Here is a 17,167-nt window from a genome sequence, read left to right on the forward strand (position 1 = left end):
CGTTCGCTCACGGCGGATCGACCACGAGCGCACGACCCTCGTGACGACCCCCGCGAACACGGGCAAGTGTGTTGTTCAGCCCCTGATGAGGTCGAGCGCGCGCGCCAGATCCTCGGGGTACGGCGAGGTGAACGTCACGTGCTCACCGCTGCCTGGGTGCTCGAAACCGAGCTCGACGGCGTGCAGCCACTGGCGGTCCAGACGCAGGGTCTTGGCGAGCTTGGGGTCGCTGCCGTACAGCGGGTCGCCGACGCACGGGTGGTGCATCGCGGAGAAGTGCACGCGAATCTGGTGCGTGCGCCCCGTCTCGAGGTGAACCTCGAGCAGCGACGCCGAGCGGAAGGCCTCGAGAAGCTCGTAGTGGGTGACCGAAGCTCGGCCGGAGTTCATCACGGCAAACTTGTAGTCGTGGCCGGGGTGACGCCCGATCGGCGCGCTGATCGTGCCCTCGATCGGGTCCGGCAGCCCCTGAACGAGGGTGTGGTAGGTCTTGTCGACCGTGCGGTCGCGGAACGCCTGCTTGAGCAGCGTGTAGGCCCGCTCACTCTTGGCCACGACCATGAGGCCGCTCGTGCCCACGTCGAGGCGCTGGACGATGCCCTGACGCTCGGGCGCACCGGACGTCGAGATGCGGTAACCGGCGGCGGCGAGACCGCCCACGACGTCGGGTCCGTCCCAGCCGACGCTCGGGTGGGCTGCGACGCCCGCAGGCTTGTCGACGACGACGATCTCCGAGTCGTCGTGGACGATGCGCATTCCGGGGATCGCCTCGACGCGGGGCTTGGCCTCGCGAGGGCCGGTGCGCTCGGGCATCGTCACCTCGAGCCAGGAGCCGGCGCTCACACGCTCGGACTTGGCGACGACCTTGCCGTCGACGCTCACGGCGCCCTCGGCAGCCAGCTCCGCCGCCCGAGTCCGCGAGAACCCGAGCAGCCGGGCGATGGCCGCATCGACGCGTTCACCCTCGAGACCCTCGGGGACCGGAAGTGCCTTGACCTCGCTCATGCTGCGTCCTCGTTCCCGTCGTTCTCGGTTTCGCTCTCTCGATCACGGTCACGGATGCCGTCCAGGCCGACGCCGCAGAACGTCAGCACGACGACGAGGGCCGCAGCCGTGCAGATCGCGATGTCGGCCACGTTGAAGATCGGCCAGTTCGGCAGTTGGAGGAAGTCGACGACGTACCCCTTGCCGCCGCCCGGCGGACGGAAGAAGCGGTCGGTGAGGTTGCCCACCGCTCCCCCGACGATGAGACCGAAGGCGAGAGCCCAGCCCGTGCTGCGCAGCTTGCGCGCCGTGACGAGCACCGCGATGACGACGGCTACCGCGATCGCGGTGATGAAGATCGTCGAGTTCGTGCCGAGGCTGAAGGCAGCCCCCGGGTTGTGCGTGAGCTGGAATCGCAGGAACGACCCGATCACTTCACGCGGGTGCCCGTCGGCCAGGGCGTCGAGCGCCCACGCCTTCGTCGCCTGGTCGATGCCGTAGGCCGTGGCTGCCGCCAGGCCGAGGACGGCGAGGTGCCTCGTCGACGCCCCGCGGGGCGTTCGAGGGTGGTCGGGTGTGGTCGCGGAACTCAGCGACGCTCCTGCTTCTGCTTGCATGACAGGCATAGGGTCGCACGCGGGAAGGCTTGAAGTCGAAGTTTGCCGATCGCACCGCCGCACGATTCGCACACGCCGTAGGTGCCGTCGTCGATGCGGGCCAGGGCCTTCTCGTTCTGTTCGAGCACCTCGGCGGACTTGCGGGCCAGCGAGATTTCGTGCTCGCGCTCGAAGTTCGCGTTACCCACGTCGGCCTCGTCATCGCCGGCGCCGTCACCCGGGTTGCGCAGCAGCCCCTCGAGGTCGCTGGCCAGGCTCTCGAGTTCGGCTCGCACGCGCGCGACCTCAGCCTCGAGTTCCTCGCGCACCTCGGCCAGCTCAGCGTCGGTCCAGGGCTCTTCCTCGGCCTTCACGGCCAGATCCTGCGCCGAAGCCGCAGCGTCCTTGGTTGCCATCGTCTTCTCTTCCCCTTGGTGGTGGCTCGCCCGGCGCACGATGCTCCGAGCGAGCCTGATTAAGGTCAGAGGATAGGGCACAAGTTGAGGCTTCGTGCGTGATCCGCCGACGAATTCGCCTAACCGACAAGTAATCCACCCCGGCGTGGGGAACTGGCCGTCACGCCCGTCGCTACCCGGGTGCCGGACATAAGGAGGGCCCCGACACCGGGTGGTGTCGGGGCCCCTCGTCACGAGATCACTGACGCTTGTCGGCGGGCGACTGCGTTTCCTTCTCGTCGAGCTTGCGAAGCTGCTCGCTGAGGTAACCCTTGAGGTTCGAACGGTAGTCCGTCTCGAAGCCCTTGAGACGATCGATCTCGCCGGTGAGCGACGTGCGGCGGGTCTCGAGGTCGGCCAGGATGCCCTTACGGCGCTCCTCGGCCTCCGACACGAGGCTCGTCGACTTCTCGGTACCGGTCCGCACCAGGTCGTCGTGCTGCTTCTGGCCCTTGCTCACGAGGTCGTCGTGCTGCTTCTGGCCCTTGCTCACGAGGTCGTCGTGCTGCTTCTGGCCCTTGCTGACCAGGTCGTCGTGCTGCTTCTGGCCGGTCGTGACGAGCTCGTCGTGGCGCTTCTTGGCCGAGCTGAGGAGCTCTTCGCTCTTCGAGTTGGCCTCCCCGACGACCTTCTCGTGGTGGGCCTTCGCCTCGCTCAGCAGGCGGTCGCGCTCGTTCTCGCCGTCCTTGACGTGCTGGTCGTGCAGACGCTGGGCGAGGGCGAGAACGCCCGCGGCGTCGCCGGCACCCGCCTTTGCGCCGTTATCGCTCGGGGCCGCCAGGGCGGCCGAGTCGTTCTGCTGCTGGTTCTTCGTCGAGCGCAGTTCGTTCTCGAGTTCACTGACACGCTTGCGCGCCGCCTCGAGCTCGGACTGAGCCGCGGCCGCCTCACGACGAGCGGTCTCCGCAGCTTCCTTCGCCGCGTCGCGCTCGCTCGTCAGATCGCCGACCTGCTTGTTCAGGGCGTCGGAACCGGACGTGTCGCTCTTGACGGGCTGCTGCGAGGTGGACGACGTCTCACGGGCCTTGGCGAGTTCGGCCTTGAGACGCTCGATCTCAGCCTTGTCCGCGTCGGACGAGCCCTGCCCCCCGGCAACCGGCGTGAGCGCCGGGACGGCTGCAGCACCGCGCGTAGCGGGCTGCCCGGCCATCGTGGCGTCGGACTCGGCCCCGCCCTGCCCGCGACGGCAGTCGTCGAGCTTGTCGCTCAGGGTGTCGTTCTCAGCGTTCAGTCGGCGCAACTCGACGACGATCTCGTCGAGAAAGTCGTCGACCTGAATCTCGTCGTAACCGCTGCGCCCGAAGCCCTTGGGTTTCGAGAACTCCTTCTTCACGACGTCTTCTGGCGTCAGCGCCATGTGTTCACCTCAGTAACGCTCGAGCCACGGGCACGCCCTGTGGCTACGGATCATGCCCGGCACGGAAGCCGGACAATCGACAATACTCCTAGGCTCACCTTAGGAGATTCGCGGCCACTTGCACAGCCAGGGCCAGGATGATGAAGGCCAGATCGAGGGCGATGCCTCCCAATCGCAGGGGCGGAACCACCTTCCGGATGGCCTTCAGGGGCGGGTCCGTCAGCGTGTAGACGAACTCCGCGACGACGAGAACCGGTCCCTTCGGGCGCCATTCGCGCGCGAAGAGCTGGATCCAGTCGAAGACCAGTCGTGCGATGAGCACGACGAAGTACAGATCGAGCAACGTGGCCACGGAGTGGCGAACAACGTCCATGTTTCCTCCGCATGGTCATCGGGTCGATTGGGTCAACGTACGAGCAGGGCCGCGCCTTCCCGGTTCGGGAAGACGCGGCCCCACCGACGTCGGACGCCGGGTGTCAGCTCTGGTTGAACAGGCCTCGCGTCGCCTTGGCGACCTCGGGGCCGGAGGTCGAGACCTCGACGCTCTCCGGGGACAGGAGGAAGACCTTGCTCGTGACGCGCTCGATCGAGCCGTGCAGGCCGAAGACGAGGCCGGCGGCGAAGTCGACGAGTCGCTTGGCGTCCGTGTCGTCCATGTCCGAGAGGTTCATGATGACCGGAACGTTGTCGCGGAAGGCCTCGCCGATCTCCTTCGCCTCGTTGTAGGTGCGAGGGTGGATCGTCGTGATGCGGCTCATGCTCGAGGCCTCCATGTCCGGGATGTCGTGGTGGGCCACCTCGGGCCGCAGCGGCGTGACCTCGGCGGGAGTGCGACGCTCGTACGCCTCGTACGTCTCCGGGTCACGCTCGTCGTAGGCGGCGTCGTACTCGTCGCCATAGGCGTCGACGTTCCGGGCTACATGAGGGTCGGTGTCGGACAGGCCGAGGTATTCCATCGTCTTGCGCAGTGCGCCACTCATAACTTCTTGCTCCTTGGTCCGCCCTGGCCCCTGCGGAAGGGCACCACGTGCTCGTCGGTGTCGCGTTCGAAGTTACCTGGCAGCAGGGCGTGAACCGAGTATTGCGCTACCGACACGCAGGTGTGTCGCGCCGATTTTCACCGCGGCCTCCAGATCGCCCGACATCCCCGCCGACAACACGCGCGCCGCGGGGTGGTCTGCGAGGAAGCTCTCGCGCACGGCGGCAAGCCGCTCGAAAGCGCGCTCAGGCTCCTCGCCGCGCGGAGCAACGGCCATGAGGCCGCTCAACGTCAACCCTGACGCCTGAGCCACCTCGTCGGCCAGAGCAGCGAGCTCAGCGGGCGCCACGCCCCCACGTCCTTGCGAGTGCTCCTCGAGATCAACCTGGAGGAGAACCTCGAGCGGCGTGTCGCGCTCCCCACCCGCAGCGTCGAGCAGCGGGACGAGCTTGGGCCGGTCGAGAGACTGCACGACGTCGACGAGCGTGGCGACGCGCTTGGCCTTCTTGCTCTGCAACTGGCCGATGAAGTGCCGGGTCGGAGCCTTGAGAAGATCGGGGCGCTCTTCACGCAGCGAGTCGACCTTCTCGTGCAGTTCCTGCTCGCGGCTCTCCCCGACGTCGGAGACGCCCAACTCGGCGAGCGCGACGAGATCCGAGACCGGGAAGAACTTCGTCACCACGACAAGGGTCGGCTCTTCGTCGCGCCCCGCATCCCGGGTGGCCGACGTGATGCGCTCACGCACCTGCTCGAGCCGGGTGGCGAGTTCCGCCCGACGCTCGTCGTCAACCTCGATCACGCAGCCTCCGATCCTTCTCGGCGGACGATGACACCGGCGAAGCGGCCCGTCCGACCGTCACGGCGGTAGGAGAAGAGCCGCTCGTCCTCGACGGTGCACCCGGCGATCCACTCGAACGGCACGTCGAGCTCGGCGAGTTGTGACGCCACACCGGAGGCGACGTCGATGGCCGGGGTGCCCCAACGCGTGATCGCAGCGCTCGTGGGGTACTGCGTCCGAGCACCGTCGTACATCTCCTGCGGCACCTCGTAGCAGCGTCCGCACACGGACGGGCCGAGCGTGGCGCGCACCGATGTGGCCCCCAGGTCACGCATGGCAGCAACAGCCGCGGGCACGACGCCTGCGAGCATGCCGGGGCGCCCGGCATGAGCAACGCCGAGCACACCTGCCTCGGCATCTTCGAGGAGAACCGGGACGCAGTCCGCCACCATGACCGCGAGCGCGAGATCCGACGAGTTGGTGACCATGGCATCGACGGCGTGGACCTCCCCGAGCGAATCGGGCGTCACCTCGACGACATCGCGTCCGTGAACCTGGTTCATCCAGGCGATGGGGACGCCCCCGAGTTCCGCGGACAGGAGGTCACGGTTCTCGCGAACGTGCGCTTCGTCGTCACCGACGTGAAGGCCGAGGTTCAACGCCGAGAACGGCGCCTCGCTGACACCCGAGAGGGAGTCGGTGAAGCACCGTTCCAGGTTGCCTTGCGGCAGGTCACGCCGGTCGTGCCAGTAGAACATCGACCGGGGCCTTTCTCACTTGAGGAAGTCGGGGACGTCCAGGTCATCACGGTCCTCGAAGGTGACCTCCTTGGGAGGACGCGCGACCTGCTGCTGACCCTGCGTCTGGGTGCCCGCTGCGGAGCTGCCCTGACGCTGCTCGGAGCCGGACTGACGCGAGTCGTCCTGACCGGCCTCCTGGCCGTGCTGCTGACGCGCCGGCGGAGCCGACACGCGCGTCGGGCCCGACGTCGTACCCGGCACCGTGGCCGGCTGGATCGTCTGGGGGGCCGCCGGCTGCTGCGTCTGCTGAGCCGGGGCCGCGGACGGCGCCTGCGTCATCGACGACTGCTGCTGACGCTGAGCGCCGCCACCGGCGTTGCCACCGGAGCGCTGCGACTCGTCCGAGCGCTTCTGCGGAGCGCCGCCGTCGAAGCCCGCCGCGATGACGGTGACGCGGACCTCGTCGCCGAGCGCGTCGTCGATGACGGCACCGAAGATGATGTTGGCCTCCGGGTGGGCGGCCTCCTGCACGAGGCGCGCGGCCTCGTTAATCTCGAACAGACCGAGGTCGGAGCCACCCTGGACCGACAGGAGCACACCGTGCGCACCGTCGATGCTCGCCTCGAGCAGCGGGCTGGAGATCGCGAGCTCCGCGGCCTGGACCGCACGGTCCTCGCCGCGAGCCGAGCCGATGCCCATGAGGGCCGAACCGGCGCCTTGCATGACGGACTTGACGTCGGCGAAGTCGAGGTTGATCAGACCCGGCGTCGTGATGAGGTCGGTGATGCCCTGAACACCCGAGAGGAGAACCTGGTCGGCCGAACGGAACGCGTCGAGCATCGACACGGCGCGGTCGGAGATCGACAGGAGGCGATCGTTCGGGATGACGATGAGGGTGTCGACCTCTTCGCGCAGCGCGTTGATGCCGAGCTCGGCCTGGTTGGCGCGGCGACGGCCCTCGAACGTGAACGGACGCGTGACGACACCGATGGTCAGCGCACCGAGGCCCTTGGCGATCTTCGCGACGACGGGGGCGCCACCGGTACCGGTACCGCCACCCTCACCCGCAGTGACGAAGACCATGTCGGCGCCCTTGAGGACCTCTTCGATCTCCTCGGCGTGGTCCTCGGCGGCCTTGCGGCCGACCTCCGGGTCGGCGCCGGCGCCCAGACCGCGCGTGAGCTCGCGGCCCACGTCGAGCTTCACGTCTGCATCGCTCATGAGCAGCGCCTGGGCGTCGGTGTTGATCGCGATGAACTCGACTCCCTTGAGCCCGACTTCGATCATCCGGTTGATGGCGTTGACGCCACCGCCGCCGATACCGACGACCTTGATGACGGCCAGGTAGTTCTGGGGAGTTGCCACGGGGAGGGGCCTTTCGAACGCGGGTGCGGGTATGCGAACTCGATGCTACGCGAACCGTCGACCACTTGGCGAACACTTCAACATCCCGTTGAACGTTACCCGCGGATTCCGGGTTCGCCCGCGCACGACAACGCGATCCGCCGCCGTGGCCCACTCCCCCGGACATTCGTGATGAAAACACCCTCGTTCCCCGTCACGACGGGGAAAGAGGGTCTCATCATCAAGTTGAGGGTTAGCGCCGCTCCAGGCTCTCGAGGATGCGTGGGCCGAGGTGCGTGATGTCACCGGCTCCGACCGTCACGACGAGGTCGCCCGAGCGAACTTCCTCCAGAAGCACGGCGAGCGCATCGTCGGCCGTCGGCGTGAACGTCGCGACACCCGACGTCATCGCATCGGTGATGAGGCGACCCGAGACACCCTCGACCGGCTGCTCACGAGCCCCGTACACGTCGAGGACGAGAGCACGGTCGGCACCGTCGAGCGCCTCCGCGAGACCGAGAGCGGCGTTCTGCGTCCGCGAGTACAGGTGCGGTTGGAACACGACGAAGAGCCGGCCCGACTCCTTAAGGGCGTCAGCGGTGCGCACGAGCGCTTCGAGCTTGCCGGGATTGTGGGCATAATCGTCGACGACCCGCACGCCCGCGGCCTCGCCGCGGGGCTCGAAGCGGCGCGACGTTCCGCGGAAGGCACTGAGCGAGTGCGCCGCGCGCTCGGCATCGATGCCCAGCCCCTCGACGAGGGCCGTGAGGACGCCGGTGGCGTTGAGGACGTTGTGTGCGCCGGGCACCTCGAGAGCAAGATCGACCTCCCGCCCGCCGGGAAGTGCCACACGAGCACCCCAGGCGAATCCGGCACCGTGTTCACTCACGATGCGCACATCCGCGTCGTCGCTACGCCCGTACGTGAGCACGCGCGCTCCCGCCTCGCGACGCTCGTCCGCCAGCGCGCGGCTGCCGTCGTCGTCGGCGCAGGCCACGAGAAGACCGTCGGTCGCGATGGTTGCCGCGAAGATCTCGTACGCCTTCGCGAGGTTCGCGGACGTGCCGTAGAAGTCGAGGTGATCGTCCTTGATGTTCGTCACGATCGCGACGTCCGGGTGATAGACGACGAAGGAACCATCGCTCTCGTCGGCCTCGACGACGAACACGTCGCCCTCCCCCGGTGCCGCGTTGACGCCGAGGCCGGCCACGTTGGCGCCGATTGCGAACGACGGCTTCTCCCCCAGCGCGGTGAGCGCTGCGGTGGCCATGCCACTCGTCGTCGTCTTGCCGTTCGCGCCGGCGACGGCGAGACCGCGGCGGCCCTGCATGAGCATGGCCAGACCCTGCGAACGGTGGAGGACACGCAGGCCGCGGCGGCGCACCTCGACGAGTTCGGGGTTCAATTCGTTGATCGCGCTCGAGACGACGACCACGGCGCCGTCCGGCACCTCGGCGAGGTTCGCTGCCGCGTACCCGACAGCGATACGAGCACCCTGGGCACTCAGGTCGTCGAGCACCGGGAGCTCCACGTTGTCGGATCCGCTGAGCTGCACACCATCAGCCAGGAAGAGCCTCGCAACGCCGGACATACCTGAGCCGCCCACGGCGATCATGTGCACGTGCGGGACGTCGGCGAGGTTGGGCAGGGACTCGGAGAAGTCGAACCTCTCGTTCACACCGTTGCCCATGCTCATGCCCCCTTCGACGTCGAGGCGGCGTCCTCAACGAGGTCGACGAGCTTGCCCGCGGCATCGGCGTGGCCCTGACCGGCGGCTGCGCGGCGCATTGCCGCGAGGCGCTCCTCGTCACGCACGAGCGGCACGAGGTTCTCGTCGATCCAGGCCGGCGTGAAGTCGTCGTTGTCGACGACGATGCCACCGCCGGCCGCCACGACGTCGCGGCTGTTCAGCTTCTGCTCTCCGTTGCCGATGGGAAGCGGCACGTAGACGGCGGGCAGGCCGACCGTCGTCAGTTCGCTCACCATGCCGGCGCCGCTGCGCGTCACGACGAGATCGGCGACGCTGTAGGCGAGATCCATGCGGTCGACGTACTCGACGACGACGTAACGGGCACCGCCCGTCTGTTCGGGAACCTCGAAGCCCTTGCCCCGTCCGGTGACGTGGAGGATCTGGATGCCGGCGCCGGTGAGCTGCTCGACACGAGCGCGGAAGGCCTCGTTGAGGCTCACTGCACCGAGCGAGCCACCGGTGACGAGCACGGTCGGGCGGCCCGGCTCGAGGCCGAAGTGCTCGAGACCCTCCGCACGCAACATGGCCGGCTTGATCTCGGTGATCTCTCGGCGCAGCGGCATACCGACGACCTCGGCGTCCTTCATCGGCGTCGAGGGGAAGGTTACCGCGACGTGCTCGGCCCAGCGCGCGCCGAGCTTGTTCGCCAGGCCCGGGCGGGCGTTCTGCTCGTGGATGACGAAGGGCACGCCGGCCTTGCGAGCCGCGAGGTACATCGGTGTCGAGACGTACCCGCCGAACCCGACGATCACCTGTGGGCGGTGCGTCTCGACGAGACGATCGGCCTCGCGCAGTGCGCCACGAAAGGCGGCCGGGAAGCGAAGGGCTGCGCCGTTCGGACGGCGCGGGAAGGCCACCTTCGGCACGAACGCGAGGGCGAATCCACGTTCGGGCACGAGGCGTTCCTCGAGCCCACCCGGCGAGCCGACAGCCGTGACGACCGCATCGGGGTGACGGCGGGTGATCTCCTCCGCGGTGGCCAACAACGGAGACACGTGACCGGCGGTGCCACCACCGGCGAGCAGAACGCGATCGAGGGTGGTCATGAGCGACCCTTTCGGTTGGGCAGGACCGCCATCGTGCGGCGGACGAGACGGGGCTTGGCGCGCAGGGCTTCGGCAGCCCGTGGTTCGCGGCGTGCGAACGACAGAAGGATCCCGATGCCCACGAGCGTCATGACGAGAGCGGAACCACCGGCGCTGACGAGGGGCAACGGCACACCCACGATCGGCAGGAGGCCGAGAACGGAGCCGATGTTGACGACGGCCTGGAAGCAGATCCACATCATGATGCCTGCGGTGGCGACGCGCACGAACATGTCGGTGGACTGCGCGATGAGGCGGTAGCAGGCGTACGCGAAGACGAGGTAGAGCGCGAGGACGGCGAGCGTGCCAGGCAGGCCCAGCTCCTCGCCGATGATCGCGAAGATGAAGTCGTTGTGCGCCTCCGGCAGCCAGCCCCACTTCTCGCGCGAGGCGCCGGGGCCGAGGCCCCACAGGCCACCGTCGGCCAGAGCCCAGGAGCCGTGGATCTTCTGGTAGCAGGCAGCGACATCGATGTCGCTCGGAGCGTCACAGCCACCGAGCCACGCACCGATGCGCGAGGTGCGGTTACCGCTCGTCATGACCGCGACGGGAAGGAGCACCGCGATACCCAGGCCCAGCCAGGCGAACCAGGATCCCTTGGCACCCGCGGCCCACAGCATCCCCAGGTAGATGACGGCGAAGACCATCGTCGTGCCGAGGTCGCGCCCGACCATGACGAGACCGGCGAGCAGACCTGCGAACCAGAACGTCGGCAACACCGACTTCTTGAAGTCGTACAGCTGAGCCCGACGGTTGTCGAGGATGACGGCGACGACGAGGATCATGGCGATCTTGCCGATCTCCGACGGTTGGATTCGCAGCCCACCGACCTGAAGCCAGTTCCGGTTGCCCAGGACCTCGACTCCGACGCCGGGAATCATCACGGCGGCCTGCATCGCTGCGGCGAGCAGGAAGAAGATGCCGGCGACCTTCTTGAGGAACGGTGTCGGCAGCCTACTGAACACCGCCGCAGCCACGAGGCCGATGACGGCGAACATCAACTGGTTGGTGAACTGCGAGAAAACCGATCCACCGCGCATGTACGACTGGACACTCGAGGCGGACAGCACCATGACGAGGCCCAGCACGACGAGCACCGACGTGGAGCCGAGCAGCAGGTAGTACGTCGCGAGAGGCGACTCGAGCCAGCCCAGTCGCCGTCGCAGTCGCTCACCCCACACGTCCTGTGAGGTCTCCTCACGCCAGGGTGTGCGGGTCGTCATGCGTCAGCGCCACCCAGGGATTCGACGATGCGGGTGAACGCTTCACCGCGCGCACCGTAGGAGGCGTACATGTCCAACGAAGCTGCAGCAGGGGCAAGCAGAACGGTGTCCCCCGACTGCGCCATGCCTCGCGCGTGTTCGAGCGCCTGCGTCATCGCGGCCTCGGGTTCGCTCTCCTCGACGATCTCCACGGGAACGTCGGGGGCGTGCTCGGCAAGAGCACGCGCGATGGCGTCCCGGTCACGTCCCATGAGCACAGCCCCGCGAAGACGCGTCGCGTTGTCGCGGACCAGTTCGCTCACATCGGCGCCCTTGAGCAGGCCGCCAGCGATCCAGACGACAGGTTCGTACGCCGTCAGCGACGCGGCCGCGGCCGGCGGGTTGGTGGCCTTGGAGTCGTTGACGTACCGCACGCCGTCGAGCGTCGCGACGAGCGCCATACGGTGCGGCTGCGGCGAGTAGTCCATGAGCCCCTTGCGCACGGCGGCGGGTGAGACGCCGTAACTACGGGCGAGCGCCGCTGCGGCCAGTGCGTCGGCGACGTAGTGCGGCGCCGCAGCGTTCGGGCCGAGATCACGCAGGACGGCCAGTTCCGCCGCGCTCGTGCGGCGTTCCTCGACGAAGGCGCGGTCGGCGAGCACGTCCTCGACGATTCCGACCATCGACGGAGCCGGTGTGCCGAGAGTGAAGCCGATGGCACGACAGCCCTCGACGACCTCGGCCTCCTCGAGGAGCGCCTCCGTCGTCGGGTCGTCGACGTTGTAGACGCAGGCAGCCTGGGTGCGCTCGAAAACGCGTCCCTTCTGCCGGCGGTACTCCTCGAACGAGCCGTGCCAGTCGATGTGGTCGGGCGCGACGTTGAGCAGGCATGACGCGAACGGCGAGACGCTGCGCGACCAGTGCAACTGGAACGTCGACAGTTCGACGGCGATGACGTCGAACGGCTGCGGATCGAGGATGGCCTCCATGATCGGCATGCCGACGTTGCCCGCGGCCACAGCGCGCAGACCTTGGGCCTGCAGGATCGACTCCAGCATCGTGACGGCGGTCGTCTTGCCGTTCGTCCCCGTGATGGTGATCCACGGGGCCGCGCCCTCACGCGGGCGCATGCGCCACGCGAGCTCGACCTCCCCCCAGACGGGGATGCCGCGATCCGCGGCGTCCGTCATGAGCGGATCGGTGGGAGGGACGCCAGGCGAGGTGACGACGAGCTGCGTGCCCTGGGGCGCACTCGTCATGTGCTCCGCACCGAACGCGATCTCGGCGCCGAGCACCTCGAGGATCTGGGCCCGTTCGGCCATGACGTCGGTCTTGTCGCGAGAGACGACGCGCACGTTCGCCCCTCGTTCGAGCAGCGCATCGGCGGCGGCGAAGCCACTGACGCCGAGTCCGACGACGAGGACCGAGAGGCCGGACCAGTCGGCGTCACGATGCGTCAGATCACGCTCGCCCCCGAACGGTTCGTAGCTCGGGTCGAGCGGCCACAGCTCGTTGTCGGTCACTGGTTGACGTTCCATTCCGCGTAGAAGATTCCGAGGCCGAAGGCCACGCACAGGCCGGCGATGATCCAGAAGCGGATGACGACGGTGATCTCGTTCCAGCCCACCATCTCGAAGTGGTGGTGCAACGGCGCCATCCGGAAGATGCGTTTGCGGCGCAATTTGAACGACCCGACCTGAAGGATGACCGAGAGGGTTTCGAGGACGAACAGACCCGCCAGGATGACGACGAGGAACTCGGTGCGCGTCGTGATGGCCAGGCCGGCGAGTGCGCCACCGAGGGCGAGCGAGCCGGTGTCACCCATGAAGATCTTGGCCGGTGTCGCGTTCCACCACAGGAAGCCGAAACAGGCACCCATGAGGGCTGCGGCGACGACGGCGAGGTCGTGGGGATCACGCACGTCGTAACACTTGGCCGCGTTGGAGGCGAGGCCGTTTTGGCAGTTCTGGTTGAACTGCCAGATCGCGATGAGCACGTACGCGCCGAACACCATGACGCTGGCGCCGGTGGCCAGACCGTCCAGCCCGTCCGTGAGGTTGACGCCGTTCGACGTCCCTGCGATGAGCAGGTTCGCCCAGATGACGAACAGAATGAGACTGACGACCGTGCCGCCGAGGGCGAGCGAGACGTTCGAGTCGCGCGCGAAGGAGATGTTGTAGCTGGCGGGGGTGAGGCCGGCGTCGTTGCGGAACTGAAGGGCCAACACCGCGAAGATGACCGCCACGAGCGTCTGGCCGAGCAGCTTCTGCACGGACGTCAGACCCAGAGATCGCTGCTTGGTGATCTTGATCGCGTCGTCCGCAAAACCGACGAGCCCGAGGCCCGTCATGAGGAACAGCACGAGCATGCCGCTGGCCGTCACGGGCGTCATGGTGACGAGGTGGGCCGTTCCGTAGGCGAGAAGGCTCGCGGCGATGATGACCGCTCCACCCATCGTCGGCGTTCCACGCTTCGTGTGGTGCGTCGTGGGGCCGTCGTCACGAATGAACTGGCCGTACCCCTTGCGCACCAGGAACTTGATGAACATGGGGGTGCCGAAAAGCCCGACGACGAGCGACACGATGGCCGCGATGAGGACGCCCTTCATGCGGTCACCTCCGTTGCGGGAAACGCGGACGTTCCGGCTTCCTCGACCAACCTATCGCCCAGCAGACGCAAACCCGAGTCACGACTCGACTTCAGCAGCAGGATGCGGCCCGCGCTCAGATCGCGCACGAGTGCGTCGTGCGCCGCGTCCGCGTTCTCGACCTCGTGGACGCGCTCGGCCGCCATTCCGGCCTCACGTGCCCCGACGGCGATGGGCGCGGCACCCGCGCCGACGACGTAGACCTCGTCAATCCCGAGGGCCGCGATCTCACGACCAACACCGGCGTGTTCGTCGAAGGAGGTCTCCCCCAGCTCACGCATCTCGCCGAGCACGGCGATGCTGTGACGCTCGCGTCCCATGTGGGCCAGCGAGCGCATCGCGGCACGCATCGAGTCGGGGTTGGCGTTGTAGGCGTCGTTGACGAGCGTGATGTCGCCCGGCAGTTCGTGAACCTCCATGCGCCAGCGAGAGGTCGCTCCGGCGGCGGCCAGCGCCTCCACCACGGTGTCGAGATCGAGCCCCAGGCTGACAGCCGCTGCAATGACGCTGAGCGAGTTGCCGACCTGGTGCTCACCGAACACGGCAAGGCGCACACGCGCCGTACCGGCCGGGCACGTGAGGTCGTAGGAGGCGCGACCTGAGGTGTCGACCTCGACGTTCGTCGCGCGGTAGTCCGCGTCCTCTCCGAGACCGACGAGGACCACCGTGGCCTTCGTCCGTGAGGCCATGGCGCGCACGCGTTCGTCGTCGACGTTGAGCACGGCGAAACCGTCCTCGGGCAGGGCTTCGACAAGTTCACCCTTGGTCTGCGCAATCGCGTCGACGGAGCCGAACTCACCCATGTGCGCCTTGCCGACGTTGAGGACGATGCCCACCTTCGGCGGGGCGATCTTCGTCAGGTACTCGATGTGACCGACGCCGGAGGCACCCATCTCCGCCACGAGGTAACGGCTGTTCGAACCGAGCCGGCACACCGTGAGGGGAACACCGACCTCCGAGTTGAGCGAGCCGTGGGGTGCCACCGTCGGGCCGAACCGGGCAAGGACGGCCCCGAGGAGATCCTTGGTCGAGGTCTTGCCGGACGACCCCGTGATGCCCACGATCTCGAGGTCGGCAATCGCATCCACGACGCCGCGTGCCAGTTTGGCGAAGGCAAGCTCCGAGTTCTCGACGACGACGGTCGGCAGGATGTCGACAGCACGCTCACCGAGCACGCCGACGGCACCGGCGTCCCGTGCGGCCGAGGCGTAATCGTGCCCGTCCGCGTGCTCACCGACGCGAGCGACGTACAGGCTGCCCGGCACGCACTCGCGGGAGTCCGTGACGACGGATGCGCTCACCGTGGCGTCGGCACCGACGAGGTGACCTCCGGTGATGCGTGCGATCTCGTCGAGCGAAAATTCGATCACTTGGACGTCGACTCCTCTGAGCGGTATTTGATCGGGAACGGAAGCTTGTCGCTCTTGTTCGGCGGTATTTTACGCTGGCGCAGCGCCTCGGCCATCACCTTGGAGAACACGGGAGCCGCTAGGTCACCACCGAATGTTCCCGCCTGCGGACGCTGCAGCGTCACCGACACGATGAGCTGCGGATCCTTGGCCGGCGCCATACCGATGAAACCTGCGGTCACGCCGTCGTAGCCACCCTTCACCGAGTCGTAGCGCTCGGCCGTCGACGTCTTGCCTGCGACGTCGTAGCCCGGGACGGCCGCCTTCGGCGCACTGCCGTCCTTCGTCACGACACCCTGCATCATGCCGACGAGTTCCTTCGAGGTCTTCGCGCTGAAAACGCGCGTCGACTTCCGCTCGTCCGTGTAGGGCTGCATCGCACCGTCGCCGCCTTGAACCTCGGAGACGAGCTTGAGCGGCTCACGCACTCCACCGTTGGCGATCGCCTGGAACAGCCCGACCTGCTGCACAGCGCTGCTCGCGAGCCCCTGACCGAACATGATCGTGTACCAGGTGTCGCCCTTCCAGGTCGAGACCTTCGGCACGATGCCCGTGGACTCGCCGGGGAAACCGATCCCGGTGGCCTCCCCGAGCCCGAACTTCTTCATGTAGGTGTACAGCTTTTCCTTGGGCAGCTTCTCCCCCGCGAGGATCGTGCCGATGTTCGAGGACTGCGCGATGACACCGGCAAGCGTCAGGTACTCGGTGGGGTGTGGGTGCGAGTCGTGGAAAGGACGTCCCGCGCGTTTCAGGCTCGGCGGCACCTCGACATGCGACTTCGGCGTCATGATGCCTTCTTCGAGGACGGCGCCGGCAGTCACCATCTTCTGCGTGGAGCCGGGCTCGAAGGTGTCCGTGAAGGCACGGTTCTGCAGGTTCTCGGACTTGGCCGTCGACATGTCGTTGTTGTCGAAGCTCGGATAGCTCGCCGCCACGAGAATGTTGCCCGCCTTGTCCGCGACGACGATCTCGCCCGAGACCGCCTTCGACGACTTCACCTGTGCGGCGAGTTCGTTCTGCGCGAACCACTGCAGGTCGCTGTCGATCGTCAGCTTGGCACCACGGCCCGCAACCGGCTTGCGGTCGAGGTTCTCACCCGTCGCGATCTCGGAGCCGTTGCGTGCACGCTCGACCTGGTGCAGGCCGGCCTTGCCCTGCAAGGTCGTGTTGAGCATCTGCTCGATACCGCCACCGGGCACGTCCTGTGCGTTGACCGAACCGAGCAACGGAGCGAGGGCCGTGCCTTGCGGGTACTCGCGCTTCTGCACCTGCTCGGACGTGATTCCGGGCAGGTCGAGCGCCCGGATCTGGCTCCACTGAGCGGGGCTGATGTCCTTGGCGAGGTAGACGAACCGACTGTCGCGGGCATCGGCGCGCTCGAACGTGGCCCGGATCTCGGCTGCGTCTCCCCCGAGGATGCGAGCCAATTCCTGCGAGACGCCGTCGATGCCCTTGGGCTTGCCGTTGGTCGAGCGCTCCCGGAACGACTTCGCGGCCACCGGGTCACCGGCGACGTCGCGACGCTCCACGCTGCGTGCGAGCACCGTCCCGGCGGAATCCGTGATCTCACCACGGGCTGCGGGGACCTTCGATGTCGTCAGACGGTTGTTGGTGGCCTTCTGCGCGATCTCGTCCGCCTGGATCCACTGAACCTTGACGAGCTGCCAGGTGAACAACGACAGGATGATGGCGAAGACGGCCAGCATCGTGCGGGTACGACGACGGGGGTGACCGACGGCGCGCAGACGCGCCTCGGCCGGTCGCGACATACGCACCGGACGCGCCTTCGAGGGCGCCGGCCTGCGACGTTGTTCCACGGATTCCCCTCGTCGCGGACGAAA

General features: G+C 67.6%; 16 protein-coding genes. All 16 read right to left on the reverse strand.

Annotated features, from left to right (window positions below; genetic code table 11):
- Window positions 1-75: 75 nt before the first annotated feature.
- On the reverse strand, window positions 76-1,005 hold the full coding sequence (locus tag IM689_RS09185; protein ID WP_047311447.1) for an RluA family pseudouridine synthase: 930 nt from the start codon (window positions 1,003-1,005) through the stop codon (window positions 76-78).
- Complete coding sequence (lspA, locus tag IM689_RS09190; RefSeq protein WP_227484667.1) at window positions 1,002-1,601, reverse strand: signal peptidase II; 600 nt, start codon at window positions 1,599-1,601, stop codon at window positions 1,002-1,004. The genes IM689_RS09185 and lspA overlap by 4 nt, the downstream gene beginning before the upstream one ends.
- Window positions 1,574-1,996 carry a TraR/DksA family transcriptional regulator gene (locus tag IM689_RS09195; protein ID WP_047311446.1) on the reverse strand — a complete coding sequence of 141 codons (423 nt, stop codon included), beginning with the start codon at window positions 1,994-1,996 and terminating at the stop codon, window positions 1,574-1,576. The genes lspA and IM689_RS09195 overlap by 28 nt, the downstream gene beginning before the upstream one ends.
- A 238-nt stretch (window positions 1,997-2,234) precedes the next feature.
- A complete protein-coding gene (locus IM689_RS09200; RefSeq protein ID WP_193643750.1) occupies window positions 2,235-3,392 on the reverse strand; it encodes a DivIVA domain-containing protein in 1,158 nt (385 codons plus the stop codon).
- 94 nt (window positions 3,393-3,486) lie between these two features.
- The gene (locus tag IM689_RS09205) at window positions 3,487-3,765 is read right to left on the reverse strand and encodes a YggT family protein (protein WP_118913123.1); all 279 of its coding nucleotides are present in this window, start codon (window positions 3,763-3,765) and stop codon (window positions 3,487-3,489) included.
- A gap of 103 nt (window positions 3,766-3,868) precedes the next feature.
- Entirely contained in the window at window positions 3,869-4,372 is a 504-nt protein-coding gene (locus IM689_RS09210) for a cell division protein SepF (RefSeq protein ID WP_193643751.1), read from the reverse strand.
- 72 nt (window positions 4,373-4,444) lie between these two features.
- A complete protein-coding gene (locus IM689_RS09215; RefSeq protein ID WP_193643752.1) occupies window positions 4,445-5,170 on the reverse strand; it encodes a YggS family pyridoxal phosphate-dependent enzyme in 726 nt (241 codons plus the stop codon).
- Window positions 5,167-5,907: a peptidoglycan editing factor PgeF gene (pgeF, locus tag IM689_RS09220; protein ID WP_193643753.1), complete on the reverse strand. Its 741-nt coding sequence runs from the start codon at window positions 5,905-5,907 to the stop codon at window positions 5,167-5,169. Before pgeF ends, IM689_RS09215 begins: the two co-directional genes overlap by 4 nt.
- A gap of 15 nt (window positions 5,908-5,922) precedes the next feature.
- Window positions 5,923-7,254: a cell division protein FtsZ gene (gene ftsZ, locus IM689_RS09225; protein WP_129663028.1), complete on the reverse strand. Its 1,332-nt coding sequence runs from the start codon at window positions 7,252-7,254 to the stop codon at window positions 5,923-5,925.
- Between the two features lie 232 nt (window positions 7,255-7,486).
- Complete coding sequence (murC, locus tag IM689_RS09230) at window positions 7,487-8,929, reverse strand: UDP-N-acetylmuramate--L-alanine ligase (protein ID WP_227484668.1); 1,443 nt, start codon at window positions 8,927-8,929, stop codon at window positions 7,487-7,489.
- Entirely contained in the window at window positions 8,926-10,029 is a 1,104-nt protein-coding gene (gene murG, locus IM689_RS09235; RefSeq protein ID WP_193643754.1) for an undecaprenyldiphospho-muramoylpentapeptide beta-N-acetylglucosaminyltransferase, read from the reverse strand. The genes murC and murG overlap by 4 nt, the downstream gene beginning before the upstream one ends.
- Window positions 10,026-11,291, reverse strand: a complete 1,266-nt coding sequence (ftsW, locus tag IM689_RS09240; RefSeq protein ID WP_129663024.1) for a putative lipid II flippase FtsW — start codon at window positions 11,289-11,291, stop codon at window positions 10,026-10,028. The genes murG and ftsW overlap by 4 nt, the downstream gene beginning before the upstream one ends.
- Window positions 11,288-12,793, reverse strand: a complete 1,506-nt coding sequence (gene murD, locus IM689_RS09245; RefSeq protein ID WP_406565492.1) for a UDP-N-acetylmuramoyl-L-alanine--D-glutamate ligase — start codon at window positions 12,791-12,793, stop codon at window positions 11,288-11,290. The genes ftsW and murD overlap by 4 nt, the downstream gene beginning before the upstream one ends.
- The gene (gene mraY, locus IM689_RS09250; protein ID WP_129663020.1) at window positions 12,790-13,878 is read right to left on the reverse strand and encodes a phospho-N-acetylmuramoyl-pentapeptide-transferase; all 1,089 of its coding nucleotides are present in this window, start codon (window positions 13,876-13,878) and stop codon (window positions 12,790-12,792) included. Before mraY ends, murD begins: the two co-directional genes overlap by 4 nt.
- Complete coding sequence (locus IM689_RS09255) at window positions 13,875-15,287, reverse strand: UDP-N-acetylmuramoyl-tripeptide--D-alanyl-D-alanine ligase (protein ID WP_193643756.1); 1,413 nt, start codon at window positions 15,285-15,287, stop codon at window positions 13,875-13,877. Before IM689_RS09255 ends, mraY begins: the two co-directional genes overlap by 4 nt.
- Window positions 15,284-17,095, reverse strand: a complete 1,812-nt coding sequence (locus IM689_RS09260) for a peptidoglycan D,D-transpeptidase FtsI family protein (RefSeq protein WP_227484714.1) — start codon at window positions 17,093-17,095, stop codon at window positions 15,284-15,286. The genes IM689_RS09255 and IM689_RS09260 overlap by 4 nt, the downstream gene beginning before the upstream one ends.
- Between the last annotated feature and the right edge of the window lie 72 nt (window positions 17,096-17,167).

The organism is Dermacoccus barathri (assembly GCF_015070805.1).
Lineage (GTDB): Bacteria > Actinomycetota > Actinomycetes > Actinomycetales > Dermatophilaceae > Dermacoccus > Dermacoccus abyssi.